Consider the following 26,926-nt stretch of genomic DNA (forward strand, 5'->3'; position numbering starts at 1 on the left):
ATATGGCCACCCAGAAAGCTCGTCGACTTCAAGTCAGGCAGGCGCGCTGCCTGGGGCAGCATTGGCTCTGTGACAGCACGAGGACGGTTCGTCAGTTGTCGCGGCCCTGGCGGCGCCGGTCGGGGCGGAAGTGGAGGCGCTACCTTGTCTGGCACGGACCGCGCCGTAGTCTGGCTGCCAACCACTGCGCTCGTCCTCAAGCTGGGATGGGACGATGCCTGGAGCGCCGGTTGTGCTGCAAGGCGAGGTTTGCGTATAAGTTGGCGCGGCCCAAGTGGCGCTTGGTGAGGCATCGATGAAGGTTGCACCTCATGCCCAGGCGCAGCCCCCCACTGACTCTTACGGCCTGCATCGTCTTCCATGTCTACACTGACAAGGTCCAGGCCTCGGTGCTCGCCCGCCTTGAAGTTGAGCAGGGGTCGATATGTCACCCCCCGCTCCGAAAACGCAGGAGTGCCAAAAACAGCGGCACCGCGAGAAGCCATCTGGAACAACTTGCCATTCTTGATATCGGCAACGATACGCCCGCCAATGGAAGCACCGGCTTGGCCCAACCACCGCAACGACAGGGCATTAACCTTGTGAATCGTTCCAGCAATCGTAAACTGGTGCACCGCATCGATGCCGGAAGCCACAACATTGCCCGAAATGTCCGCGATATGTCGGATGTCCATTCAACCACCTTCTCTCTTGATCACAGTGGGTGGTTTCAGACGCCATCAGGTTCCACTTTCTCGGGTCGTCTCAGAAAGGCGACAGTCGCGGCGCGGTTGATCAAGGCTCCAAAGCACGGCCGGCGCTCATACAAGTCAGGTTTAACCTGTTTCATTATCCATTGGATGGGTGGCCGCGATAGTGGATTTGTACGGGGTACCTCCCTGCAGCGTGTATCGAGACTGAACCTCATTCCATAAACCCTATGCGGCCCAGCGGGCCGACCACAGTAGCTACGCGTACTGCCACAATCCGAGTTAGATCGCTACGGTGAGCTGCGTTAAAACTCCGTACAACAACTAAGCAGAGGCGACACCTCCTTACCTGTCACACTGTTGAGCTGCCGGAAGACTATGGAGTAGAAACGGAACAGGTCTTGGTCAAAGTACCTAAGGGATATAGGTTGTCCGGATGAGGGGGACATTCACTCATGGGGTCTGCAACTACTTATCGGCATTGAAAACTCTGAGACAACGCGATAGGCCTGCGCGGATTGTCCGAGGTGGCCAGTCATTCAGGAGGACTCGAGATGGATTGCATGAAAACCTTTATAGAACCCGCTTGCAAAGCAAATATCCTGATTTTGCCTTATCTCGGCATGCCCCCTAGCCCTCGCTGGGTGCGGGGGTAGCCCCCATTCAGCCGGAGCGCCCCATCGACTTTCCCGTGCCCAGGGAACCCAACTCGCCCCCAGACCACCCAACAGGCGATACGCCTGGCCGTGGTTTGCATTCGGTCGAACGATCTTTGGCAGGAGACTGCCTGCTACTCGTCCTCAAAGGAGAAAAGAGTGCGCCCCCTTCCCCCGTATTCTGCATACCTCGCCAACTTCGCTGCATCGGCCCCGGCTCCCAATGCCACCCACCCACCAGGAGGCCCTGGCGATTTAGCGCCACTGGAAGTCTCTACGCAATCGGCTTTTGGACCAGATCATTTGCAGAACACCACAGAGGACGTGCAACAGCACCTTCCTGCCGAGTTCACGGGCTCATCGCGCAGAGAGCTCTCACCCTCCTCAAAGAACTATCTGCATTCATTGCCGTCCGAGGACTACGCCCTACCCAACCCAAAGACGGTTGTGCTGGAGAAGTTGAATCGGCAACGGGCTCAGAATAGCTCCGACAGCGCGAATTATACCCTCGCGGATATAACACCCGTCGTGACTGATTTATTGCTAACTCGCCACCTGACTTCTGAAGATTTCCTCCGCGCGCGCTCACGCTCAGAAGCGCAACTGCGCGGTGCTTTGATTCAGAGACGGAGTCCGCAGAACATCTCGGGGCCGTCCCTGCCGTCGGGCAGCACGACTGAGAGCCGGGAGGCGACGTCGACCAGGGCCTCACGAGACTCCGACCACTCTGAGCCACACTGGGCGCCGCCGCTGCTTGACGAAGGCGCACATCCTTTGGGACGCATTGTGTCTGGAACCGACGCCGCGTCGGCCCCATCCACCTCAGGCGTTTCCCGCACTCGCAGAGGCAAGGAACGGGCTACTCGCCCCTATCCGTCGTCGACGCAGTCCTCCGGCCCCTTGCGCGCGCTGCCATCCACCGCCCCCATGCGGCAAACCACACCATTACTGGCCGAACACCAAACCGTGATGGCGCAACTGCCCAAAACCCTTAACCGGTCGTACCGCTATAAAATTTCACAATTTCTGTGCCATCTCGAGCAGCAAGGTCTGCGCTGGTCTGCGCTGGCACCTGCTGCAGGAGAAAAACGCCCAGCAGCGTTGGAGACGGCGGTCAATACGGCCATTCAGGACCACGGACTTAACAAAAACACGCGCGCGGCACTTAACCGCGGCTTCAACCTGACTCTAGTGGGGCCTTCCGGTCAGGTCCGACTGACACCTGCTCTGCCCGAACACCAAACAGTGATGGCGCAACTGCCCAAAACCCTTGACCGGTCGTACCGCGCTAAAATTTCACGATTTCTGTGCCATCTCGAGCAGCAGGATCAGCGCTGGTCCACGCTGGCGCCTGCTGCGGACGAAAAGCGCACAGCAGCGTTGGAGGCGGCGGTCAATACCGCCATTAAGGACCACGGACTTGACCAAAACACGCGCGCGGCACTTAACCAGGGCTTCAATTTGACTCTTGTAGGGCCTTCCGGTTGGGTCCGACTGAAACCATTACTGGCCGAACACCAAACAGTGATGGCGCAACTGCCCCAATCCTTTGACCATCGATACCGCTCTTATATTTCACGATTTCTGTACCTTCTCGAGCAGCAGGATCAGCTCTGGTCCGCACTGGCGCCTGCTGCGGGCGAAAAGCGCCCAGCAGCGTTGGAGGCGGTGGTCAATGCGGCCATGCAGCACCACGGACTTGACCCAAGCACACGCGCGGCACTTAACAACGGCTTCAACCTGGCTCTAGTGGGGCCTTCCGGTCAGGTCCGACTGGCACCTGTACAACCTGAACACCAAACAGTGATGGCGCAACTGCCCAAAAGCCTCTCCTCAGCATACCGCTCTAATATTTCACGATTTCTGTGCCATCTCGAGCAACAGGGTCAGCTCTGGTCCGCGCTGGCGCCTGCTGCGGGCGACAGGCGCCCAGCAGCGCTGGAGACGGCGATCAATACGGCAATTCAGGAAAAAAGACTTGACCCCGGCACGCGCGCGGCACTTAACCATGGCTTCAACCTGGCTCTAGTGGGGCCTTCCGGCCGGCCCCAGCTGACACCTGTGCAGCCCGAACACCAAACAATGATGGCGCAACTGCCCGAAAGCCTTGGCCGGTCGTACCGCTATTGTATTTCACGATTTCTGTGCCATCTCGAGCAGCAGGATCAGCGTTGGTCAGTGCTGGCGCCTTTTGCGGACGACATACGCCCAGCAGCGTTGGAGGCGGCGGTCAATACGGCCATTAAGGACCATGGACTTGCCTCACACACGCGCGCGGCAATTAACCGGGGCTTCATGTTGAAGCTGAAGGCGCCTTCTTGGCGATAAGGTGCGGATTCCACGACCACTTGGACAGTGATCTGTCACTGATCCGACCCAAGCCAAGGCAGGTAGCGACCTCTTTTATTGAAGCGAAGAGGTCATCTTGAAGCGTATATCCATGCGTAAAATCCGAGAGGTACTACGCCTAAAGTTCGGTGCCGGCAATTACCTGCACCGTTTCAACGCTTGCGGGCTGACTTGACCGACATCGTTATCAGGCGCCGAACTGGAGCAATGTCTGTTCCCGCCTGCACCGACGGTTCCAAGCGATCAGCGTCCGATGCATCGGCGCATACTGAACTACGCCGCCTCGATATAAAATGGGCTATCTAGGTTGATGTGGTCATGCGCCAGGAGCACCGCGCAGGTGAAAAGCTGTTCGTTGACTCCTGCCTGGAAAACATCGACCGCCGCAGCCCGCGTGGCCTGGACAAGACTCTGATCCTGCAACCAGGCAGCGGCCAGTAGCTGCGCGATGGCCTGAACCTGATCATCGGCGGCCCGACTGACGAGGGCAAAACATGGCTCGCCTGCGCTCTGGCTCACAAGGCCTGCCGCGACGGTTACAGCGTGCGCTACCTGCGCCTGCCGCGCTTGATGGAGGAACTGGGCCTGGCCCACGGCGACGGTCGCTTCGCGAAAATGATGGCGGGTTATGCCAAGACCGATTTGCTGATCCTGAACGACTGGGGCCTGGCACCGTTTACCGCTGCGCAACGGCGCGACATGCTCGAGCTGCCGAACGACCATTACGGCAACCGCTCGACGCCGGTGACCAACCGGATGCCGGTGGACAAATGGCATGTACTGATCGGCCAGTCATTCAGCCGGACTGCCATCGACTTTCCCCCCGTGCCCTGGAACCCAACTCGCCCCCAGACCACCCAACAGGCTATGCACGTGGCCGTGGTTTGCATTCGGTCGATCGATCTTTGGCAGGAGACTGCCTGCTACTCGTCCCTAAAGGAGAGAAGAGTGCGCCCCCTTTCCCCATATTCTGCATACCTCGCCAACTTCGCTGCATCGGCCCCGGCTCCCAATGCCACCCTCCCACCCGGAGGCCCTGGCGATTTAGCGCCATTGGAAGTCTCTACGCAATCGGCTTTTGGATCAGATCATTTGCCGAACACCATAGAGGACGTGCAACAGTACCTTCTCGCCGAGTTCACGGGCTCATCGCGCAGAGAGCTCTCACCTTTCTCAAAGGACTATCTGCATTCATTGCCGTCCGAGGACTACGCTCTACCCAACCCAAAGACGGTTGTGCTGGAGAAGTTGAATCGGCAACGGGCTCAGAATAGCTCCGACAGCACGAATTATACCCTCGCGGATATAACACCCGTCGTGACTGACTTACTGCTAACTCGCCACCTGACTTCTGACGACTTCTTCCGCGCGCGCTCACGCTCAGAGGCGCAACTGCGCAATGCTTTGATTCAGAGACGGAGTCCGCAGGACATCTCGGGGTCTCCCCTGCCGTCGGACAGCACGACCGAGAGCCGCGAGACGACGTCGAGCAAGGCCTCACGAGACTCCGATCACTCTGAGCCACACTGGGCACCGCCGCCGCTGCTTGACGAAGGCGCACATCCTTTTGGGCACATTGTGTCCGGAGCCGACGCCGCGTCGGCCCCATCCACCTCAGGCGTTTCCCGCACTCGCAGGGGCAAGGAACGGGCTGCCCCCCCCTATCCATCGTCGACCCAGCCCTCTGGCCCCTCGCGCGCGCTGCCATCCACCGCCCCCACGCGGCGAGTCGGATCATTACTGGCCGAACACCTAACCGTGATGGCGCAACTGCCCAAAAACCTTAGATCGCAACAGCGCTCTAATATTTCACAATTTCTGCGCCATCTCGAGCAGCAGGGTCAGCGCTGGTCTGCGCTGGCGCCTGCAGCGGGCGAAAAGCGCCCAGCAGTGTTGGAGGCGGCGGTCAATACCGCCATTAAGGACCACGGACTTGGCCAAGGCACGCGCGCGGCAATTAACCAGGGCTTCAATTTGCTTCTGCAGGGGCCTTCCGGTCAGGTCCGACTGGCACCTGGGCTGCCCGAACACCAAACAGTGATGGCGCAACTGCCCGAAAGCCTTAACAAAAAACAGCGCTCTAATATTTCACGATTTCTGTGCCATCTCGAGCAGCAGGGTCAGCGCTGGTCCGCGCTGGCGCCTGCTGCGGACGACATGCGTCCAGCAGCGTTGGAGACAGCGGTCAATACGGCCATGCAGGACCACGAACTTGACCCAAACACGCGCGCGGCCCTTAACCACGGCTTCAACCTGGCTCTAGTGGCGCCTTCCGGTCGGGTCCGACTGGCACCTGTGCAGCCCGAACACCAAACCGTGATGGCGCAACTGCCCGAAACCCTTAACCGGAGACAGCGCTCTTTTATTTCACGATTTCTGTGCCGTCTCGAGCAGCAGGGTCAGCGCTGGTCCACGCTGGCGCCTGCTGCGGGCGAAGAGCGCCCAGCAGCGTTGGAGGTGGCGGTCAATACGGCTATTAAGGACCACGGACTTGACCAAAACACGCGCGCGGCAATTAACCGGGGCTTCAAGTTGAAGCTGAAGGCACCTTCCAGGCGATAAAGCTTGCGCGACGTTGGTAGAAGAAGACGGTTGTTATCGCTGCATGCTGGTTCTCTAAGGGGGGCTCACGGTCATTCCCAAATGAGGAGACATTCACTCATGGAATCTATAACTACTTGTCGGCATTGAAAATCCTGAGACAACGCGCTAGGCGTGTACGGATTGTCCGAGGTGGCCAGTCATTCAGCCGGACCGCCCCAACGACTTTCCCGTGCCCTGGAACCCAACTCGCCCCCAGACCACCCAACAGGCTATGCACGTGGCCGTGGTTTGCATTCAGTCGAACGATCTTTGGCAGGAGACTGCCTGCTATTCGTCCTCAAAGGAGAGAAGAGTGCGCCCCCTTTCCCCATATTCTGCATACCTCGCCAACTTCGCTGCATCAGTCCCGGCTCCCAATGCCCCCCACCCACCAGGAGGCCCTGGCGATTTAGCGCCATTGGAAGTCTCTACGCAATCGGCTTTTGGACCAGATCATTTGCAGAACACCACAGAGGACGTGCAACAGCACCTTCCTGCCGAGTTCACGGGCTCATCGCGCAGAGAGCTCTCACCCTCCTCAAAGAACTATCTGCATTCATTGCCGTCCGAGGACTACGCTCTACCCAACCCAAAGACGGTTGTGCTGGAGAAGTTGAATCGGCAACGGGCTCAGAATAGCTCCGACAGCACGGATTATACCCTCGCGGATATAACACCCGTCGTGACTGACTTACTGCTAACTCGCCACCTGACTTCTGACGACTTCTTCCGCGCGCGCTCACGCTCAGAGGCGCAACTGCGCAATGCTTTGATTCAGAGACGGAGTCCGCAGGACATCTCGGGGTCTCCCCTGCCGTCGGACAGCACGACCGAGAGCCGCGAGACGACGTCGAGCAAGGCCTCACGAGACTCCGACCACTCTGAGCCACACTGGGCACCGCCGCCGCTGCTTGACGAAGGCGCACATCCTTTTGGGCACATTGTGTCCGGAGCCGACGCCGCGTCGGCCCCATCCACCACAGGCGTTTCCCGCACTCGCAGGGGCAAGGAACGGGCTGCTCGCCCCTATCCGTCGTCGACCCAGTCCTCCGGGCCCTCGCGCGCGCTGTCATCCATCGCCCCCACGCGGCGAGTCGGATCATTACTGGCCGAACACCAAACCGTGATGGCGCAACTGCCCAAAAGCCTTTCCCCGCAACAGCGCTCTTATATTTCAGGATTTCTACGCCATCTCGAGCAGCAGGGTCAGCGCTGGTCCGCACTGGCGCCGGCTGCAGGTGAAGAGCGCCCAGCAGCGTTGGAGGCGGCGGTCAATACGGCCATGCGGCACCACGGACTTGACCGAGGCACGCGCGCGGCACTTAACCACGGCTTCAACTTGGTTCTAGTGGCGCCTTCCGGTCAGGTCCGACTGGCACCTGTGCAGCCCGAACACCAAACACTGATGACGCAACTGCCCAAAACCCTTGCCCAGTCATACCGTTCTAATATTTCACGATTTCTGTGCCATCTCGAGCAGCAGGATCAGCGCTGGTCCGCCCTGGCGCCGGCTGCGGGCGACAGGCGCCCACTAGCGCTGGAGGCGGCGGTCAATACGGCCATGCAGCACCACAAACTTCACATAAACACACGCATGGCACTTAACCAGGGCTTCAACCTGGCTCTGCTGGGACCTTCCGGGCAGGTCCGATTGGCACCTGTGCTGCTCGAACACCAAACCGTGATGGCGCAACTGCCCAAAACCCTTACCCAGTCATACCGCTCTAATATTTCGCGATTTCTGTGCCATCTCGAGCAGCAGGGTCAGCGCTGGTCCGCGCTGGCGCCTGCTGCGGGAGAAGAGCGCACAGCAGCGTTGGAGGCGGCGGTCAATACGGCCATTAAGGACCACGGACTTCATCTAAGCACTCGCGCGGCAATTAACCGGGGCTTCAAGTTGAAGCTGAGTAAGCGTCCAGCCAACACAACTTCCGAACTCCAGCATTAAGGACGATGGTGTCCGCGTATTCGGGGTCAGATCATTAAAGCGGACGCGATAGCCCCTAACGTCAGGATTTCCATGCGCCAACGAAGCTCTTCCCCGAAGCCCTTCAAGGCCCAGGTTATTCAGGAATGCCTGCAATCGGGCGCAACCCTATTCAACGTTGCCATCAGCCACGGCATCAACGCCAACGTTATCCGCAGTGGCTACCGCTTCACCGAGACCAGCCGCCAGCGGCGTTGCCGGCTTTCGTTCCGTTGAGAGCTACGCCCAAACGGCAGGCGGAAGCGTTGGCGATTATGAGCTGCCGCTTGGCGAGCAATCGATCACAGTGAAATGGCCAACTTGAGATCCTGAAGGCTGCGCCCGCTTTGTCCGTGGATTCACTCAATGATTCGTATCGACGCCATCTAGCTCGCCACCGAGCCATGGGCATGCGTGTCGGCACTGAAACTGCGCTGGCCAGAGTGAACGCGGTGTTCGGTGCGGCGAAGCCGCACTGCGCTTATCTGTCTGTCAACCGGATGGGCAAGAAAAACGGCCGCGACCAAGCCATCATCGAGCAACTCACCCACGAAATCGCCTGGTTCAAACGTAACAAGTTTGCCAAGCGCAGTGAGCATTTGAGTCCTGCTCAAAGCAGCCTGCTTGACGACCTGCCGATACCGACATCGCGGCCATCGAAGCCGAGCTGAAAGCATTGAATTCGCCGGCTGCGCCGGCCGAACCACGCAAGCGTGTTCCTTTGCCTGCGCAGTTTCCGCGTACCGTGATTTATCACGAACCAGACAACACCCAATGCGCCTGCGGCTGCCAGCTCCAGCGGATCGGTGAGAACGTCAAAGAGAAGTTGGATTACACGCCGGGCGTTTTCACCGTGGCGCAGCATGTGCGTGGGAAGTGGGTCTGCCGCGAGTGCGAAACGCTGACTCAGGCACCGGTTGGCCCAGGTAATCGACAAGGATATCCCGACCGCAGGGCTGCTGGCTCACGTGATGGTGGCCAAATTCGCCGACCACTTGCCGCTGTACCGGCAAGAGAAAATCTTTGGCCGCGCCGGTCTGGCTATCGCCCGCTCGGCACTGATGCAATGGGTCGGCCAAGCCGGTGTGCAACTCCAGCCCTTGGTCGATGCGCTACGCGAAGCGGCACTTGCCCAAGGCGTGATCCATGATTACGAAACGCCAATGCAGATGCTCGCGCCGGGCCAGAAGAAGACCCACCGTGCTTACGTCTGAGCCTACTGCATTACGCCGTTTTCGGCGGTCAGGGCAGTCGTTTACGACTTCAGCCCGAGCCGTGCGGGCGAACATGCACGCAACTTTCTTGGCCTATGGAACGGCAAGCTGGTTTGCGATGATTTCGTCGGTTACAAAGCAAGCTTCCAGCAAGGCATCACTGAAATCGGATGCATGGCCCATGCCCGCCGTAAGTTCTTCGATCTGCACGCAACGTCCGCAACATTCGCTGCGGTGACCAGACTATGCACCAAGCCGGATTCGGCGTCGACGCCGATGTGCGCTTTCATCCCGAAGAAATATTGGTTTCCTTTCTTCGTCTGATGCATTTCAGGGGCGCGTTTACCGTCCTTGTTCTTGGTTGAACTCGGCGCATGAATGATCGTCGCATCGACAACCGGGCCGTGACGCTGCATCAAACCACGATCACCCAGATAGCCATTGATAACCTGCAAAATCCCGCCCGCCAACTCATGTTTCTCCAGCAGCCGCCGGAAGTTGAGGATCGTGATTTGATCAGGAGTCCGATCCAGATGCAGCCCCGAAAACTGACGCAGGATCGTGGTCTCGTAAAGTGCTTCTTCCATCGACGGATCGCTATAACCGAACCTGTTCTGCATCAGATGAACCCGCAACATGGCCAGCAACGGATACGCCGGCCGACCGCCTTCACCCTTTGGATAATACGGCTCGATCAAGGCAATCAAACCCTTCCAGGGCACCACCTGATCCATCTCGATCAGGAAGCGCTCGCGGCGGGTCTGCTTACGTTTGCCGGCATACTCGGCATCGGCGAAGAACATCTGTTTCATCGGGGCCCAACCGTTCTGTATTGTGCGAGGTGAGTATTTCACCGAATCTGGAAGTCTTTTTCAGAGTTTTCCTTAGGGGGCTGACCAAGGTGCGCGGATTGTTCGAGGTGGCCGGTCATTCAGTCAGCCCCCCAACAACTTTCCCGTGCCCTGGAACCCAACTCCCCCCCAGACCACCCAACAGGCTATGCACGTGGCCGTGGCTTGCATTCGGTCGAACGATCTTTGGCAGGAGACTGCCTGCTACTCGTCCCTAAAGGAGAGAAGAGTGCGCCCCCTTTCCCCATATTCTGCATACCTCGCCAACTTCGCTGCATCGGCCCCGGCTCCCAATGCCACCCTCCCACCCGGAGGCCCTGGCGATTTAGCGCCATTGGAGGCCTCTACGCAATCGGCTTTTGGACCAGATCATTTGCCGAACACCATAGAGGACGTGCAACAGCACCTTCTCGCCGAGTTCACGGGCTCATCGCGCAGAGAGCTCTCACCTTTCTCAAAGGACTATCTGCATTCATTGCCGTCCGAGGACTACGCTCTACCCAACCCAAAGACGGTTGTGCTGGAGAAGTTGAATCGGCAACGGGCTCAGAATAGCTCCGACAGCGCGAATTATACCCTCGCGGATATAACACCCGTCGTGACTGATTTATTGCTAACTCGCCACCTGACTTCTGAAGATTTCCTCCGCGCGCGCTCACGCTCAGAAGCGCAACTGCGCAGTGCTTTGATTCAGAGACGGAGTCCGCAGAACATCTCGGGGCCGTCCCTGCCGTCGGGCAGCACGACTGAGAGCCGGGAGGCGACGTCGACCAGGGCCTCACGAGACTCCCACCACTCTGAGCCACACTGGCCACCGCCGTCGCTGCTGGCCCCATCAACCTCAGGCGTTTTCCGCACTCGCAGGGGCAAGAAACCGGCTGCCCCCCCCTATCTGCCGTCGACGCAGTCCTCCGGATCCTCGCGCGCGCTGCCATCCACCGCCCCTACGCGGGGAGTCGGATCATTATTGGCCGAACACCAAACAGTGATGGCGCAACTGCCCGAAAACCTTACCGCGCAACAGCGCTCTAATATTTCAGGATTTCTGCGCCATCTCGAGCAGCAGGGGCAGCGCTGGTCTGCGCTAGCACCTGCTGCGGGCGAAGAGCGCCCAGCAGCGTTGGAGGCGGCGGTCAATACGGCCATGAAGCACCACAGACTTCACACAGGCACGCGCGCGGCACTTAACCAGAGCTTCAACCTGGCTTTAGTGGGGCCTTCCGGCCAGGTCCGACTGGCACCTGGGCTACCCGAACACCAAACAGTGATGGCGCAATTGCCCAAAATCCTTAGCTCGCCATACCGCTCTGCGATTGCACGATTTCTGTGCCATCTCGAGCAGCAGGGTCGGCACTGGTCCGCGCTGGCACCGGCTGCGGGCGAAAAGCACACAGCAGCGTTGGAGGCGGCGGTCAATACAGCCATTAAAGACCACAGACTTGACTCAAACACGCGCTCGGCACTTAACCACGGCTTCAACCTGGCTCTAGTGGGGCCTTCCGGTCGGGTCCGGCTGACACCATTACTGGCCGAACACCAAACAGTGATGGCGCAACTGCCCGAAAGGCTTGCCCCGTCATACCGCTCTTATATTTCACAATTTTTGTGCCATCTCGAGCAGCAGAATCAGAGCTGGTCCGCGCTGGCACCGGCTGCGGGCGAAAAGCACGCAGCAGCGTTGGAGGCGGCGGTCAATACCGCCATTAAGGACCACGAACTTGACCGAGGCACGCGCGCGGCACTTAACCACAGCTTCAACCTGGCTCTAGTAGGGCCTTCCGGTCGGGTCCGACTGGCACCTGTGCAGCCCGAACACCAAACAGTGATGGCGCAACTGCCCGAAAGCCTTGATCCGAGGAAGCGCTCTAATATTTCACGATTTCTGTGCCATCTCGAGCAGCAGGGGCAGCACTGGTCTGTGCTGGCGCCTGTGGCGGGCGAAAAGCGCCCACTAGCGTTGGAGACGGCAGTCAATACGGCCATTAAGGACCACGGACTTGACCGAGGCACGCGCTCGGCACTTAACCAAGGCCTCAAGTTGAAGCTGAAGGCGCCTTCCAGGCGATAAGGCTTGCGTGACGCGGTAGAAGGCGATGGTTGTTATCACTGCATGCTCGTCCTCTAGGGGGGGCTCACCAGGGTCATGCCCAGATGAGGGGACATTCACTCATGGGATCTGCAACTATTTGTCGGCATTGAAAATCCTGAGATAACGCGCTAGGCGTGCACGGCGCTTGCGAAGCAAATGTCCTGATTTTGTCTTATCTCGGCATGCCCCCTAGCCCTCGCCGGGTGCGGGGGTGACCATATCATCACCGGACACCCCTTCAGCCGGACTGCCCTATCGACTTTCCCGTGCCCTGGAACCCAACTCGCCCCCAGACCACCCAACAGGCTATGCACGTGGCCGTGGTTAGTATTCGGTCGAACGATCTTTGGCAGGAGACTGCCTGCTACTCGTCCTCAAAGGAGAAAAGAGTGCGCCCCCTTCCCCCGTATTCTGCATACCTCGCCAACTTCGCTGCATCGGCCCCGGCTCCCAATGCCACCCACCCACCAGGAGGCCCTGCCGATTTAGCGCCATTGGAAGCCTCTACACAATCGGCTTTTGGACCAGATCATTTGCCGAACACCATAGAGGACGTTCAACAGCACCTTCCCACCGAGTTCACGGGCTCATCGCGCAGAGAGCTCTCACCTTTCTCAAAGGACTATCTGCATTCATTGCCGCCCGAGGACTACGCTCTACCCAACCCAAAGACGGTTGTGCTGGAGAAGTTGAATCGGCAACGGGCTCAGAATAGCTCCGACAGCGCGAATTATACCCTCGCGGATATAACACCCGTCGTGACTGACTTATTGCTAACTCGCCACCTGACTTCTGACGATTTCCTCCGCGCGCGCTCACGCTCAGAAGCGCAACTGCGCAGTGCTTTGATTCAGAGACGGAGTCCGCAGGACATCTCAGGGCCGTCCCTGCCGTCGGGCAGCACGACCGAGAGCCGGGAGACGATGTCGACCAGGGCCTCACGAGACTCCGACCACTCTGAGCCACACTGGGGGCCGCCCCTGCTTGACGGAGGCGCACATCCTTTTGGGCACATTGTGTCCGGAGCCGGCGCCGCATCGACCCCATCCACCACAGGCGTTTCCCGCACTCGCAGGGGCAAGGGACGGGCTGCTCGCCCCTATCTGCCGTCGACGCAGTCCTTCGGCCCCACGCGGGGCGCCACACCATTACTGGCCGAACACCGAACCGTGATGGCGCAACTGCCCGAAATCCTTAACCCGAGATACCGCTCTGCGATTTCACGATTTCTGCGCCATCTCGAGCAGCAGAATCAGCGCTGGTCCGCGCTGGCGCCTGCTGCAGGCGAAGAGCACCCAGCAGCGTTGGAGGCGGTGGTCAATGCGGCCATTAAGGACCACGGACTTAACATCGCCACACGCACAGCACTTAACCACGGCTTCAATTTGCTTCTGCTGGGGCCTTCCAGTCAGATCCGACTGGCACCAGGGCTGCCCGAACACCAAACAGTGATGGCGCAACTGCCCAAAATCCTTGACCGGTCGCACCGCTCTTGTATTTCCCGATTTCTATGCCATCTCGAGCGGCAGAATCAGCGCTGGTCCGCGCTGGCGCCTGCTGCAGGCGAAAAGCGCCCAGCAGCGTTGGAGGCGGTGGTCAATGCGGCCATGCAGCACCACGGACTTGACCCAAGCACACGCGCGGCACTTAACAACGGCTTCAACCTGGCTCTAGTGGCGCCTTCCGGTCGGGTCCGACTGGCACCATTACTGGCCGAACACCAAACAATGATGGCACAACTGCCCCAAACCCTTAGCCGGTCGTACCGCTCTAATATTTCACGATTTCTGTGCCATCTCGAGCAGCAGAATCAGCACTGGTCCGCGCTGGCGCCTGCTGCAGGCGAAGAGCACACAGCAGCGTTGGAGGCGGCGGTCAATACGGCCATTCAGGACCACGGACTTGACGAAAACACGCGCGCGGCACTTAACCGGGGCTTCAACCTCACTCTAGTGGGACCTTCCGGTCGGGTCCGACTGACACCTGGGCTGCCCGAACACCAAACAGTGATGGCGCAACTGCCAGAAAGCCTCTCCTCGGCATACCGCTCAAATATTTCACGATTTCTGTGCCATCTCGAGCAGCAGAATCAGCGCTGGGCCGCGCTGGCACCTGCCGCGGGCGAAGAGCGCCCACTAGCGTTGGAGGCGGCGGTCAATACGGCCATGCAGCACCACGGACTTGACGAAAGCACGCGCGCGGCAATTAACCGGGGCTTCAAGTTGAAGCTGAAGGCGCCTTCCAGGCGATAAGGCTTGCGCGACGCCGGTGGCAACGGTTGTTATCACTGCATGCTCGTCCTCTAGGGGGGGCTCACCAGGGTCATGCCCAGATGAGGGGACATTCACTCATGGGATCTGCAACTATTTGTCGGCATTGAAAATCCTGAGACAACGCGATAGGCGTGCGCGGCGCTTGCGAAGCAAATGTCCTGATTTTTGCCTTATCTCGGCATGCCCCCTAGCCCTCGCTGGGTACGGGGGTAGCCCCCATTCAGCCGGAGCGCCCCATCGACTTTCCCGTGCCCTGGGAACCCAACTCGCCCCCAGACCACCCAACAGGCTATGCACGTGGCCGTGGCTTGCATTCGGTCGATCGATCTTTGGCAGGACTGCCTGCTACTCGTCCTCAAAGGAGAGAAGAGTGCGCCCCCTTCCCCCGTATTCTGCATACCTCGCCAACTTCGCTGCATCGGCCCCGGCTCCCAATGCCACCCACCCACCAGGAGGCCCTGGCGATTTAGCGCCATTGGAAGCCTCTACACAATCGGCTTTTGGACCAGATCATTTGCCGAACACCATAGAGGACGTTCAACAGCACCTTCCCGCCGAGTTCACGGGCTCATCGCGCAGAGAGCTCTCACCTTTCTCAAAGGACTATCTGCATTCATTGCCGCCCGAGGACTACGCTCTACCCAACCCAAAGACGGTTGTGCTGGAGAAGTTGAATCGGCAACGGGCTCAGAATAGCTCCGACAGCGCGAATTATACCCTCGCGGATATAACACCCGTCGTGACTGACTTATTGCTAACTCGCCACCTGACTTCTGAAGATTTCCTCCGCGCGCGCTCACGCTCAGAGGCGCAACTGCGCAGTGCTTTGATTCAGAGACGGAGTCCGCAGAACATCTCGGGGCCGTCCCTGCCGTCGGGCAGCACGACTGAGAGCCGGGAGACGACGTCGAGCAAGGCCTCACGAGACTCCGACCACTCTGAATCATACTGGGCACCGCCGCGGCTTGACGAAGGCGCACATCCTTTTGGGCACGTGTCCGGAGCCGACGCCGCGTCGGCCCCATCCACCACAGGCGTTTCCCGCACTCGCAGGGGCAAGGGACGGGCTGCTCCCCCCTATCCGTCGTCGACGCAGTCCTTCGGCCCCACGCGGGGCGCCAGACCATTACTGGCCGAACACCGAACCGTGATGGCGCAACTGCCCGAAATCCTTACCCCGAGACAGCGCACTAACAATTTTTGTGCCATCTCGAGCAGCAGAATCAGCGCTGGTCCGCCCTGGCGCCTGTTGCCGACGAAAAGCGCACAGCAGCGCTGGAGGCGGCGGTCAATACGGCCATGCAGCACCACAGACTTGACCGAGGCACGCGCGCGGCAATTAACCGGGGCTTCCAGTTGAAGCTGAAGGCGCCCTCATAGGCGACAAGGCTTGCGCGACGCCGGTAGAAGGCGACGGTGTCATCGCTGCTGGGTAGTCCTCTACTGCCTTGCAAACAGAGGCCGTAAGAGGATCATGTTGCTGAACAATGCCTTGCATTCGTGTGCTATGGCGTTGAACTGCCCCACAAGGTCTTTCATGCGATAGCCATTGCGCGTCAACGTAGGCTCCAGATCATTGATGTGCCGGGATAGTATTTGGGCGCTCACCGGTCTGATACCCGGCTTCGAATGCCAACGTCAGATGCAGCTGCTTGGGTCGCCAAAGGGAAGGGAGTTCAACGTACGCTAAGCCCGTCGTAACAGTCTGAATTTTCCGCAACCTTGGTGTTACGGCGCCACAGGTAATCACCGGTCAGGTTGTTGTGCTCCCAGACCAGCGGCGACAGATACTGCACTAGCGATTCATCGACTGCGTAGCCATGTCCGCGCGGGTAGCGTTGCTGATCGAAATTGCAGTCACGGATTTCAACCAACCGATTAAAGAACACAGCCTTGCCCAGCGCATTGTGCGCTTCGCCCTTATTCAGCCCAGCACTCACACGCGGCGCAGCTCAACGCTTTACAACCGGTCTAAAAAAACAATGTGTGCTCGATGCGCCCCAACTCGCGCAGGGCGACGGCCAAGCCGTTTTGACTAGGATATCAACCGCCTGGTCAATGCCCTGTCCAGGCTACAGATAATGGTGCCACGGAACTTTTTTCCACAGCCCCATGATCAGGCCCAGATTCATTATGACCCTACTGCACCGCCCTGATCCGTCGCTTGCAGGGCCGGCTTTGCTGACTCAGTCAGTTGGGTATCGGCCAGCACCTCAACGAAGATAGCCATGAACCCTCGAAGTTTGATAACCATTGACCAGCCCGGCGATCGCCTCGGCCTGGTGTCTTACGTCGGCCAAGCCGAGGGCGGCCATGACCAGCGCCTGCTGCTGCGGCTCGCTCAGGTGCCCCAGCCCGGCCCCCAACCCGGCGATCGCCTGGCCCTTGTGCAACCCGTCGACCCACCCGTCAGCCAGACCAAGGGCGGCCGTGACCAGCGCCTCCTGCTGCGGCCGTTCGAGAAACCTCAGCCCGGCGCCCAATCCGGCGATCGCCCGGGCCTTGTCCCACCCGCGGACCAGGTTGAGAGCGGCCGTGACCAGCGCCTGCTGCTGTGACCGTTCGAGAGCCGACAGCCCGGCACCCAGTCCGGCGATCGCCCGGGCCTTTTGAACCCCTTCGGCCAGGCCAAGGGCGGCTGTGACCAGCTCCTGCTGCTGCGATCGTTCGAGACCCGCCAGCCCGGCGCCCAACCCGGCGATCGCCTGGGCCTTGTTGCCCTCGTTGACCAGACCGAGGGCGGCCATGACCAGCGCCCGCTTCTGCGACCCTTCGAGAGCCGCCAGCCCGGCGCCCAACCCGGCAATCGCCTGGGCCTTTTGCCACCCGTCGGCCAGGCCGAGGGCGGCCGTGACCAGCGCCTGCTGCTGCGACACGTCGAGAGCCCCTAGCCCGGCGCCCAACCCGGCGATCGCCTGGGCCTTGTGCAACCCGCCGGCCAGGCCGAGGGCGATCGTGACCAGCGCCTCCTGCTGCGGCCATTCGAGAGCCGCCAGCCCGGCTCCCAGCCCGGTGATCGCCTGGGCCATATTCCAGCCACCGGCCAAGCCAAGGGTGGCCGTGACCAGCGCCTCCCGCTGCGGCCGTTCGAGAGACGTCAGCCCGATACCCAGCCCTGCGATCGCCCGGGCCTTGTGCAACCCGTTGACCAAGCCGAGGGCGGCCGTGACCAGCGCCTGCTGCTGCGGCCGTTCGAAAGCCGCCAGGCTGGCGCCCAACCCGGCGATCGCCTTGGCCTTGTCCCAGGAGTCGGGCAGACCGAGGGCGACTATAACCAACCCCTGGCGCTGATTAGGCCCCATCAACGCCAGCATGTGGCGATTCATCTCGTGAATCGCCAGGTGGGGTTTGAGCGCTTTGAAGGCGCGTATCAACGGTTGCAGAAAATCGTAATGCTCCTTGACCGACTGCTCACTCAATACCGCCCCCTTTAAATACCTGTTGCTCAACATGAGGGCGTGCAGCCCACCGGCCGTATCACCCGCCGAGTCACTGGCTGCTACCTCACGGATAATACCCTGTACCAACTCCACGGGAAGGTCCTGGAGTCCGGTCTTGGGCGAGGTGCCCGATCGGCCAAGGGCCGCCTTAAGGGCCGTCTGGAACAACGAAGTTTTTTGTGAAAACTTGCCCGCCTGAATCCGTGCCCCGTTCGCATCCATACGTTCCGGATTGCGGGGAGCCAAGGGGGGTGTGGGCGATGTGGGCGCAAAGGCAGGTGTCGGTTGTGGCACTGTGGAGAGAGACACTATGAACACAGGCTTCGTGTCGTTTCGTGAAATGCATCCACCCATTTCTATCCCCTTGCAATGATATCAAATGGCTTCAACTGCCATAAACGGAGATAGCCAGGTCGATGTTAAAATTTCAAAACAGTTATTTGGTCTTAGTGTTGCTTTCAGTCTGCCTGGTTCCCATATGCTTGAACTTCCATCAACATGAACGGCTACAGGAGTCAACGGACCTGCAATCAGGTCGTTACAGGTAAGGATGTGCATTTTTGGGTCTAGGTATATAAAGATCGGCAGGCATCCGTAGCGCGACCATTGAAACCGGTTACGCTAAGTGCGTCGCTTAAAGGCCTACCGCCATAGACGGCATACCGCGAACCGAAAACCACAAAGATGCATCAGATTTTCCGGCACCTCGTGGTAATTGATGTACCCGCTGACCACCGGGGGGGTAAGCCACTGACCGACGAGTCGAACAGGTTCATGACGTTGGCGTTTCAGCTCATCCCGAATAGCCAGCGGCGTTGTACACATTTGTTTCTTGACCGTCAGTCGCAGGATTTGAGATCCCCCGCTTTTCTGTCGGCAGTGCAACAATGCGTGAAGCCCAGGACGTCAAACGCCTCCGGTCTGTATAAACCTTGCTTCCTACAATTTCTCGCAGCAAAACGACCAAACTCAATCAGTCGTGTTTTCGAGGCATTGGCGTATAACGCCATGCTCCGGATTGCCTTCTGGGTCGCTTAACAGCATCGGCCTTCCGGATTCCTGATAACGCGATTCAATGACTAGCCCATCGGTTTCCCCTGTCAACGCTTCCCTCTGCATCTCACGGCGCATGAGTGCGGGGTGATCATCTCATCACCGGACACCCCTTCAGCCGGAACGCCCCACCGACTTCCCGCGCCCTGGAACCCAACTCGCCCCCAGACCACCCAACAGGCTATGCACGTGGCCGTGGTTTGCATTCGGTCGAACGATCTTTGGCAGGAGACTGCCTGCTATTCGCCCCTAAAGGAGAGAAGAGTGCGCCCCCTTTCCCCATATTCTGCATACCTCGCCAACTTCGCTGCATCGGCCCCGGCTCCCAATGCCACCCTCCCACCCGGAGGCCCTAGCGATTTAGCGCCATTGGAAGTCTCTACGCAATCGGCTTTTGGACCAGATCATTTGCCGAACCCCATAGAGGATGTGCAACAGTACCTTGCTTGCGGCTCGTCGAGGCAGTCCCCCCCCCAACCCGCCGAGCTCACAGGCTCATCGCGCAGAGAAGTCTCACCTTTCTCAAAGGACTATCTGCATTCATTGCCGGCCGAGGACTACGCTCTACCCAACCCAAAGACGGTTGTGCTGGAGAAGTTGAATCGGCAACGGGCCAAGAATAGCTCCGACAGCACGAATTATACCCTCGCGGATATAACACCCGTCGTGACTGACTTACTGCTAACTCGCCACCTGACTTCTGACGACTTCTTCCGCGCGCGCTCACGCTCAGAGGCGCAACTGCGCAATGCTTTGATTCAGAGACGGAGTCCGCAGGACATCTCGGGGTCTCCCCTGCCGTCGGACAGCACGACCGAGAGCCGCGAGACGACGTCGAGCAAGGCCTCACGAGACTCCGATCACTCTGAGCCACACTGGGCACCGCCGCCGCTGCTTGACGAAGGCGCACATCCTTTTGGGCACATTGTGTCCGGAGCCGACGCCGCGTCGGCCCCATCCACCACAGGCGTTTCCCGCAATCGCAGGGGCAAGAAACGGGCTGCTCCCCCCTACCCGTCGTCAACGCAGTCCTCCGGATCCTCGCGCGCGCTGTCATCCATCGCCCCCACGCGGCGAGTCGGATCATTACTGGCCGAACACCAAACCGTGATGGCGCAACTGCCCAAAACCCTTGACCGGTCGTACCGCTCTAAAATTTCACGATTTCTGTGCCATCTCGAGCAGAAAGGTCAATGCTGGTCCGCGCTGGCACCTGCTGCGGGCGAAAAGCGCCCAGCAGCGTTAGAGGCAGCGGTCAATACGGCCATTAAGGACCACGGACTTCAAACAAGCACGCGCGCGGCACTTAACCACAGCTTCAACCTGGCTCTAGTGGGGCTTTCCGGTCAGGTCCGACGGGCACCTGCTCTGCCCGAACACCAAACAGTGATGGCGCAACTGCCCGAAAGCCTCTCCTCATCATACCGCAGTCTGATTTCAGGATTTCTGTGCCATCTCGAGCAGCAGAATCAGCGCTGGTCCGCGCTGGCGCCTGCTGCAGGCGAAAAGCGCCCAGCAGCGTTGGAGGCAGCGGTCAATAGGGCCATTAAGGACCACGGACTTCAAACAAGCACGCGCGCGGCCCTTAACCACGGCTTCAACCTGGCTCTGCTGGGGACTTCCGGTCAGGTTCGACTGACACCATTACTGGCCGAACACCAAACGATGATGGCGCAACTGCCCGAAAGGCTTGCCCCGTCATACCGCTCTTATATTTCACAATTTTTGTGCCATCTCGAGCAGCAGGATCAGCGCTGGTCCGCGCTGGCGCCTGCTACGGACGACAGGCGCCCAGCAGCGTTGGAGGCGACGGTCAATACGGCCATTCAGGACCACGGACTTAACACAAGCACGCGCTCGGCCCTTAACCAGAGCTTCAACCTGGTTCTGCGGGGGTCTTCCGGTTACGTCCGACTGGCACCTGTACAGCCCGAACACCAAACAGTGATGGCGCAACTGCCCAAAACCCTTAACTCGCAACAGCGCTCTAATATTTCACGATTTCTATGCCATCTCGAGCAGCAGAATCAGCGCTGGTCAGTACTGGCACCTGTTGCGGACGACATGCGCCCAGCAGTGTTGGAGGCGGTGGTCAATACGGCCATTAAGGAGAACATAATTGACGAAGGCACGCGCGCAGCACTTAACCAAAGCTTCAACCTCGCTCTAGTGGGACCTTCCGGTCGGGTCCGACTGACACCTGTGCTGCCCGAACACCAAACAATGATGGCGCAACTGCCCGAAAGCCTTGGCCGGTCGTACCGCTCTTGTATTTCACGATTTCTGTGCCATCTCGAGCAGCAGGATCAGCGCTGGTCCGCGCTGGCGCCTGCTGCGGGTGAAAAGCGCACAGCAGCCTTGGAGGCGGCGGTCAATACGGCCATTAAGGACCACGGACTTGACCTGGGCACGCGCTCGGCAATAAACCGGGGCTTCAAGTTGAAGCTGAAGGCGCCTTCCAGGCGATAAGGTTTGCGTGACGCCAGTAGAAGGCGACGGTTGTTATCACTGTATGTTGGTCCTCTAAGATTGTCCGAGGTGGCCAGTCATTCAGGAGGACTCGAGATGGATTGCATGAAAGCCTTTATAGAACCCGCTTGCAAAGCAAATATCCTGATTTTGCCTTATCTCGGCATGCCCCCTAGCCCTCGCTGGGTGCGGGGGTTGAACACCCATTCAGCCGGACCGCCCCATCGACTTTCCCGTGCCCTGGAACCCCAACTCGCCCCCAGACCACCCAACAGGCTATGCACGTGGCCGTGGCTTGCATTCGGTCGAACGATCTTTGGCAGGAGACTGCCTGCTATTCGTCCCTAAAGGAGAGAAGAGTGCGCCCCCTTTCCCCATATTCTGCATACCTCGCCAACTTCGCTGCATCGGCCCCGGCTCCCAATGCCACCCACCCACCAGGAAGCCCTAGCGATTTAGCGCCATTGGAGGCCTCTACGCAATCGACTGTTGGACCAGATCATTTGCCGAAAGCCACAGCACCTTACACCACAGAGGATGTACAACAGCACCGTTCAAACCTTGCTGGCGGCTCGTCGAGGCAATCAACATCCCAACCCGCCGAGTTCACGGGCTCATCGCACAGAGAGCTCTCACCCTCCTCAAAGAACTATCTGCATTCATTGCCGTCCGAGGACTACGCCCTACCCAACCCAAAGACGGTTGTGCTGGAGAAGTTGAATCGGCAACGGGCTCAGAATAGCTCCGACAGCGCGAATTATACCCTCGCGGATATAACACCCGTCGTGACTGATTTATTGCTAACTCGCCACCTGACTTCTGAAGATTTCCTCCGCGCGCGCTCACGCTCAGAAGCGCAACTGCGCAGTGCTTTGATTCAGAGACGGAGTCCGCAGGACATCTCGGGGTCGTCCCTGCCGTCGGACAGCACGACCGAGAGCCGCGAGACGACGTCGAGCAAGGCCTCACGAGACTCCGATCACTCTGAGCCACACTGGGCACCGCCGCCGCTGCTTGACGAAGGCGCACATCCTTTTGGGTACATTGTGTCCGGAGCCGACGCCGCGTCGGCCCCATCCACCTCAGGCGTTTCCCGCACTCGCAGGGGCAAGGAACGGGCTGCCCCCCCCTATCCATCGTCGACCCAGCCCTCTGGCCCCTCGCGCGCGCTGCCATCCACCGTCCCGACGCGGGGAGCCACACCATTATTGACCGAACACCAAACCGTGATGGCGCAACTGCCCAAAACCCTTAACCGGTCGTACCGCTATAAAATTTCACAATTTCTGTGCCATCTCGAGCAGCAAGGTCTGCGCTGGTCTGCGCTGGCACCTGCTGCAGGAGAAAAACGCCCAGCAGCGTTGGAGACGGCGGTCAATACGGCCATTCAGGACCACGGACTTTACAAAAACACGCGCGCGGCACTTAACCGCGGCTTCAACCTGACTCTAGTGGGGCCTTCCGGTCAGGTCCGACTGGCACCTGTGCAACTCGAACACCAAACAGTGATGGCGCAACTGCCCAAAACCCTTGACCGGTCGTACCGCGCTAAAATTTCACGATTTCTGTGCCATCTCGAGCAGCAGGATCAGCGCTGGTCCGCGCTGGCGCCTGCTGCAGGTGAAGAGCGCCCAGCAGCGCTGGAGACGGCGGTCAATACGGCCATTAAGGACCACAGACTTAACATAACCACGCGCGCAGCACTTAACCAGGGCTTCAATTTGACTCTTGTAGGGCCTTCCGGTTGGGTCCGACTGAAACCATTACTGGCCGAACACCAAACAGTGATGGCGCAATTGCCCAAAAACCTTAGCTCGCCATACCGCTCTGCGATTTCAGGATTTCTGTGCCACCTCGAGCAGCAGGATCAGCGCTGGTCCGCGCTGGCACCTGCTGTGGGCGACAGGCGCCCAGCAGCGCTGGAGGCAGCGGTCAATACGGCCATGCAGGACCACGGACTTAACACAAGCACGCGCTCGGCACTTAACAACGGCTTCAACCTGGCTCTAGTGGGGCCTTCCGGTCGGGTCCGACTGGCGCCTGTGCAGCCCGAACACCAAACAGTGATGGCGCAACTGCCCAAAAGCCTCTCCTCAGCATACCGCTCTAATATTTCACGATTTCTGTGCCATCTCGAGCAGCAGAATCGGCGCTGGTCCACGCTGGCGCCTGCTGCGAACGAAGTGCGCCCAGCAGCGTTGGAGGCAGCGGTCAATACAGCCATTAAGAACCACGGACTTGACGAAAGCACGCGCGCGGCAATTAACCACGGCTTCACGTTGAAGCTGAAGGCGCCTTCCAGGCGCTGGTAGAAGGCGATGGTTGTTATCGCTGAATGCTGGTTCTCTAAGGGGGCTCACCAGGGTCATGCCCAGATGTGGGGACATTCACTCACGGGATCTGTAACTACTTGTCGGCATTGAAAATCCTGAGACAACGCGCTAGGCGTGCACGGATTGTCCGAGGTGGCCAGCCATTCAGGAGGATTCGAGATGGACTGCATGAAAACCTTTTTTAGAAGAACTGCTTGCAAAGCAAATACCCTGATTTTGCCTTATCTCGGCATACCCCTAGCCCTCGCCGGGTACGGGGCAAGCCCCCATTCAGCCGGAGCGCCCAATCGACTTTCCCGTGCCCTGGAACCCAACTCGCCCCCAGACCACCCAACAGGCTATGCACGTGGCCGTGGTTTGCATTCAGTCGAACGATCTTTGGCAGGAGACTGCCTGCTATTCGTCCTCAAAGGAGAGAAGAGTGCGCCCCCTTTCCCCATATTCTGCATACCTCGCCAACTTCGCTGCATCAGTCCCGGCTCCCAATGCCCCCCACCCACCAGGAGGCCCTGGCGATTTAGCGCCATTGGAAGTCTCTACGCAATCGGCTTTTGGACCAGATCATTTGCAGAACACCACAGAGGACGTGCAACAGCACCTTCCTGCCGAGTTCACGGGCTCATCGCGCAGAGAGCTCTCACCCTCCTCAAAGAACTATCTGCATTCATTGCCGTCCGAGGACTACGCCCTACCCAACCCAAAGACGGTTGTGCTGGAGAAGTTGAATCGGCAACGGGCTCAGAATAGCTCCGACAGCGCGAATTATACCCTCGCGGATATAACACCCGTCGTGACTGACTTATTGCTAACTCGCCACCTGACTTCTGAAGATTTCCTCCGCGCGCGCTCACGCTCAGAAGCGCAACTGCGCAGTGCTTTGATTCAGAGACGGAGTCCGCAGAACATCTCGGGGCCGTCCCTGCCGTCGGGCAGCACGACTGAGAGCCGGGAGACGATGTCGAGCAAGGCCTCACGAGATTCCGACCACTCTGAATCATACTGGGCACCGCCGACGCTGCTTGACGAAGGCGCACATCCTTTTGGGCACATTGTGTCCAGAGCCGACGCCGCGTCGGCCCCATCCACCACAGGCGTTTCCCGCACTCGCAGGGGCAAGGAACGGGCTGCTCGCCCCTATCCGTCGTCGACCCAGTCCTCCGGGCCCTCGCGCGCGCTGTCATCCATCGCCCCCACGCGGCGAGTCGGATCATTACTGGCCGAACACCAAACCGTGATGGCGCAACTGCCCAAAAGCCTTTCCCCGCAACAGCGCTCTTATATTTCAGTATTTCTACGCCATCTCGAGCAGCAGGGTCAGCGCTGGTCCGCGCTGGCGCCTGCTGCAGGTGAAGAGCGCCCAGCAGCGTTGGAGGCGGCGGTCAATACGGCCATTAAGGACCACGGACTTGACAAAAACACGCGCGCGGCAATTAACCACGGCTTCAACCTGGTTCTGCAGGCGCCTTCCGGTCGGGTCCGACTGGCACCTGTGCAGCCCGAACACCAAACAGTGATGGCGCAACTGCCCAAAAGGCTTGCCCCGTCATACCGCTCTAATATTTCACGATTTCTGTGCCATCTCGAGCAGCAGGATCAGCGCTGGTCCGCGCTGGCGCCTGCTGCAGGTGAAGAGCGCCCAGCAGCGTTGGAGGCGGCGGTCAATACGGCCATTAAGGACCACGGACTTGACAAAAACACGCGCGCGGCAATTAACCACGGCTTCAAGTTGAAGCTGAAGGCGCCTTCCAGACGATAAGGCTTGCGTCATATCAGTAGATGACGACGGGCTGTTATCACTGCGTGCTCGTCCTCTAGGGGGAGCTCACCAGGGGCATGCCCAGATGAGGGGACATTCACTCATGGGGTCTGCAACTACTTATCGGCATTGAAAACTCTGAGACAACGCGCTAGGCGTGCGCGAATTGTCCGAGGTGGCCAGCCATTCAGGAGGACTCGAGATGGATTGCATGAAAGCCTTTATAGAACCCGCTTGCAAAGCAAATATCCTGATTTTTCCTTATCTCGGCATGCCCCCTAGCCCTCGCTGGGTGCGGGGGTTGAACACCCATTCAGCCGGACCGCCCCATCGACTTTCCCGTGCCCTGGAACCCCAACTCGCCCCCAGACCACCCAACAGGCTATGCACGTGGCCGTGGCTTGCATTCGGTCGAACGATCTTTGGCAGGAGACTGCCTGCTATTCGTCCCTAAAGGAGAGAAGAGTGCGCCCCCTTTCCCCATATTCTGCATACCTCGCCAACTTCGCTGCATCGGCCCCGGCTCCCAATGCCACCCACCAGGAAGCCCTAGCGATTTAGCGCCATTGGAGGCCTCTACGCAATCGACTGTTGGACCAGATCATTTGCCGAAAGCCACAGCACCTTACACCACAGAGGATGTACAACAGCACCGTTCAAACCTTGCTGGCGGCTCGTCGAGGCAATCAACATCCCAACCCGCCGAGTTCACGGGCCCATCGCGCAGAGAGCTCTCACCCTCCTCAAAGAACTATCTGCATTCATTGCCGTCCGAGGACTACGCCCTACCCAACCCAAAGACGGTTGTGCTGGAGAAGTTGAATCGGCAACGGGCTCAGAATAGCTCCGACAGCGCGAATTATACCCTCGCGGATATAACACCCGTCGTGACTGACTTATTGCTAACTCGCCACCTGACTTCTGAAGATTTCCTCCGCGCGCGCTCACGCTCAGAAGCGCAACTGCGCAGTGCTTTGATTCAGAGACGGAGTCCGCAGAACATCTCGGGGCCGTCCCTGCCGTCGGGCAGCACGACTGAGAGCCGGGAGACGATGTCGAGCAAGGCCTCACGAGATTCCGACCACTCTGAATCATACTGGGCACCGCCGACGCTGCTTGACGAAGGCGCACATCCTTTTGGGCACATTGTGTCCAGAGCCGACGCCGCGTCGGCCCCATCCACCACAGGCGTTTCCCGCACTCGC

The 26,926-nt window shown here is 59.3% G+C and carries 11 protein-coding genes and 5 pseudogenes; 13 read left to right on the forward strand and 3 right to left on the reverse strand.

Translation table 11 applies throughout. The features are described from left to right. Positions 1 to 311 precede the first annotated feature (311 nt). The 8 genes and pseudogenes from PSH69_RS20255 to PSH69_RS20290 form a co-directional block, all read left to right on the forward strand. Entirely contained in the window at positions 312 to 914 is a 603-nt protein-coding gene (locus tag PSH69_RS20255; protein WP_305409592.1) for a hypothetical protein, read from the forward strand. A 1,358-nt stretch (positions 915 to 2,272) separates the two neighbouring features. Continuing rightward, positions 2,273 to 3,673: a hypothetical protein gene (locus PSH69_RS20260; protein WP_305409593.1), complete on the forward strand. Its 1,401-nt coding sequence runs from the start codon at positions 2,273 to 2,275 to the stop codon at positions 3,671 to 3,673. Positions 3,674 to 3,785: 112 nt separating this feature from the next. Then, a pseudogene (locus tag PSH69_RS20265) lies at positions 3,786 to 4,084 on the forward strand (IS21 family transposase); the annotation flags it as partial. A gap of 120 nt (positions 4,085 to 4,204) precedes the next feature. Continuing rightward, a pseudogene (locus PSH69_RS30345) lies at positions 4,205 to 4,447 on the forward strand (ATP-binding protein); the annotation flags it as partial. 1,008 nt (positions 4,448 to 5,455) lie between these two features. Next, positions 5,456 to 6,256, forward strand: a complete 801-nt coding sequence (locus PSH69_RS20275) for a hypothetical protein (protein WP_305412908.1) — start codon at positions 5,456 to 5,458, stop codon at positions 6,254 to 6,256. Between the two features lie 1,147 nt (positions 6,257 to 7,403). Then, complete coding sequence (locus tag PSH69_RS20280) at positions 7,404 to 8,225, forward strand: hypothetical protein (RefSeq protein ID WP_305409594.1); 822 nt, start codon at positions 7,404 to 7,406, stop codon at positions 8,223 to 8,225. 72 nt (positions 8,226 to 8,297) lie between these two features. Beyond that, complete coding sequence (locus PSH69_RS20285; protein WP_305409575.1) at positions 8,298 to 8,480, forward strand: hypothetical protein; 183 nt, start codon at positions 8,298 to 8,300, stop codon at positions 8,478 to 8,480. 281 nt (positions 8,481 to 8,761) lie between these two features. Continuing rightward, positions 8,762 to 9,676 (forward strand): annotated as a pseudogene (locus tag PSH69_RS20290) (IS66 family transposase); the annotation flags it as partial. Here the strand turns inward: PSH69_RS20290 and PSH69_RS20295 are convergent. Beyond that, positions 9,670 to 10,269: pseudogene (locus PSH69_RS20295) on the reverse strand (IS5 family transposase); the annotation flags it as partial. The pseudogenes PSH69_RS20290 and PSH69_RS20295 sit on opposite strands and share 7 nt — an antisense overlap. Before the next feature lie 1,006 nt (positions 10,270 to 11,275). On the opposite strand from PSH69_RS20295, the gene PSH69_RS20300 reads away from it, so the two are divergent. Together PSH69_RS20300 and PSH69_RS20305 are read left to right on the forward strand one after the other, a co-directional pair. Next, positions 11,276 to 12,376 (forward strand): hypothetical protein, encoded by a 1,101-nt coding sequence (locus PSH69_RS20300; protein WP_305409595.1) that lies wholly within the window; start codon positions 11,276 to 11,278, stop codon positions 12,374 to 12,376. A gap of 1,193 nt (positions 12,377 to 13,569) precedes the next feature. After that, positions 13,570 to 14,649, forward strand: a complete 1,080-nt coding sequence (locus PSH69_RS20305; RefSeq protein ID WP_305409596.1) for a hypothetical protein — start codon at positions 13,570 to 13,572, stop codon at positions 14,647 to 14,649. A gap of 1,697 nt (positions 14,650 to 16,346) precedes the next feature. On the opposite strand, the pseudogene PSH69_RS20310 reads toward PSH69_RS20305, so the two are convergent. Beyond that, positions 16,347 to 16,713, reverse strand: a pseudogene (locus PSH69_RS20310) (Tn3 family transposase); the annotation flags it as partial. Positions 16,714 to 16,883: 170 nt separating this feature from the next. Next, a complete protein-coding gene (locus PSH69_RS20315; RefSeq protein ID WP_305409597.1) occupies positions 16,884 to 18,203 on the reverse strand; it encodes a hypothetical protein in 1,320 nt (439 codons plus the stop codon). Between the two features lie 2,070 nt (positions 18,204 to 20,273). Between PSH69_RS20315 and PSH69_RS20320 the strand changes: the two genes are divergently transcribed. The 3 genes from PSH69_RS20320 to PSH69_RS20330 all read left to right on the forward strand — a co-directional run bounded on the left by PSH69_RS20320 (position 20,274) and on the right by PSH69_RS20330 (position 25,721). Beyond that, complete coding sequence (locus PSH69_RS20320; RefSeq protein ID WP_305409598.1) at positions 20,274 to 21,632, forward strand: hypothetical protein; 1,359 nt, start codon at positions 20,274 to 20,276, stop codon at positions 21,630 to 21,632. A 1,208-nt stretch (positions 21,633 to 22,840) separates the two neighbouring features. After that, positions 22,841 to 23,944 (forward strand): hypothetical protein, encoded by a 1,104-nt coding sequence (locus PSH69_RS20325; protein WP_305409599.1) that lies wholly within the window; start codon positions 22,841 to 22,843, stop codon positions 23,942 to 23,944. 1,255 nt (positions 23,945 to 25,199) lie between these two features. Continuing rightward, on the forward strand, positions 25,200 to 25,721 hold the full coding sequence (locus PSH69_RS20330; protein WP_305409600.1) for a hypothetical protein: 522 nt from the start codon (positions 25,200 to 25,202) through the stop codon (positions 25,719 to 25,721). The last annotated feature ends 1,205 nt before the right edge of the window (positions 25,722 to 26,926 follow it).

Source organism: Pseudomonas sp. FP1740, assembly GCF_030687165.1.
Lineage (GTDB): Bacteria > Pseudomonadota > Gammaproteobacteria > Pseudomonadales > Pseudomonadaceae > Aquipseudomonas.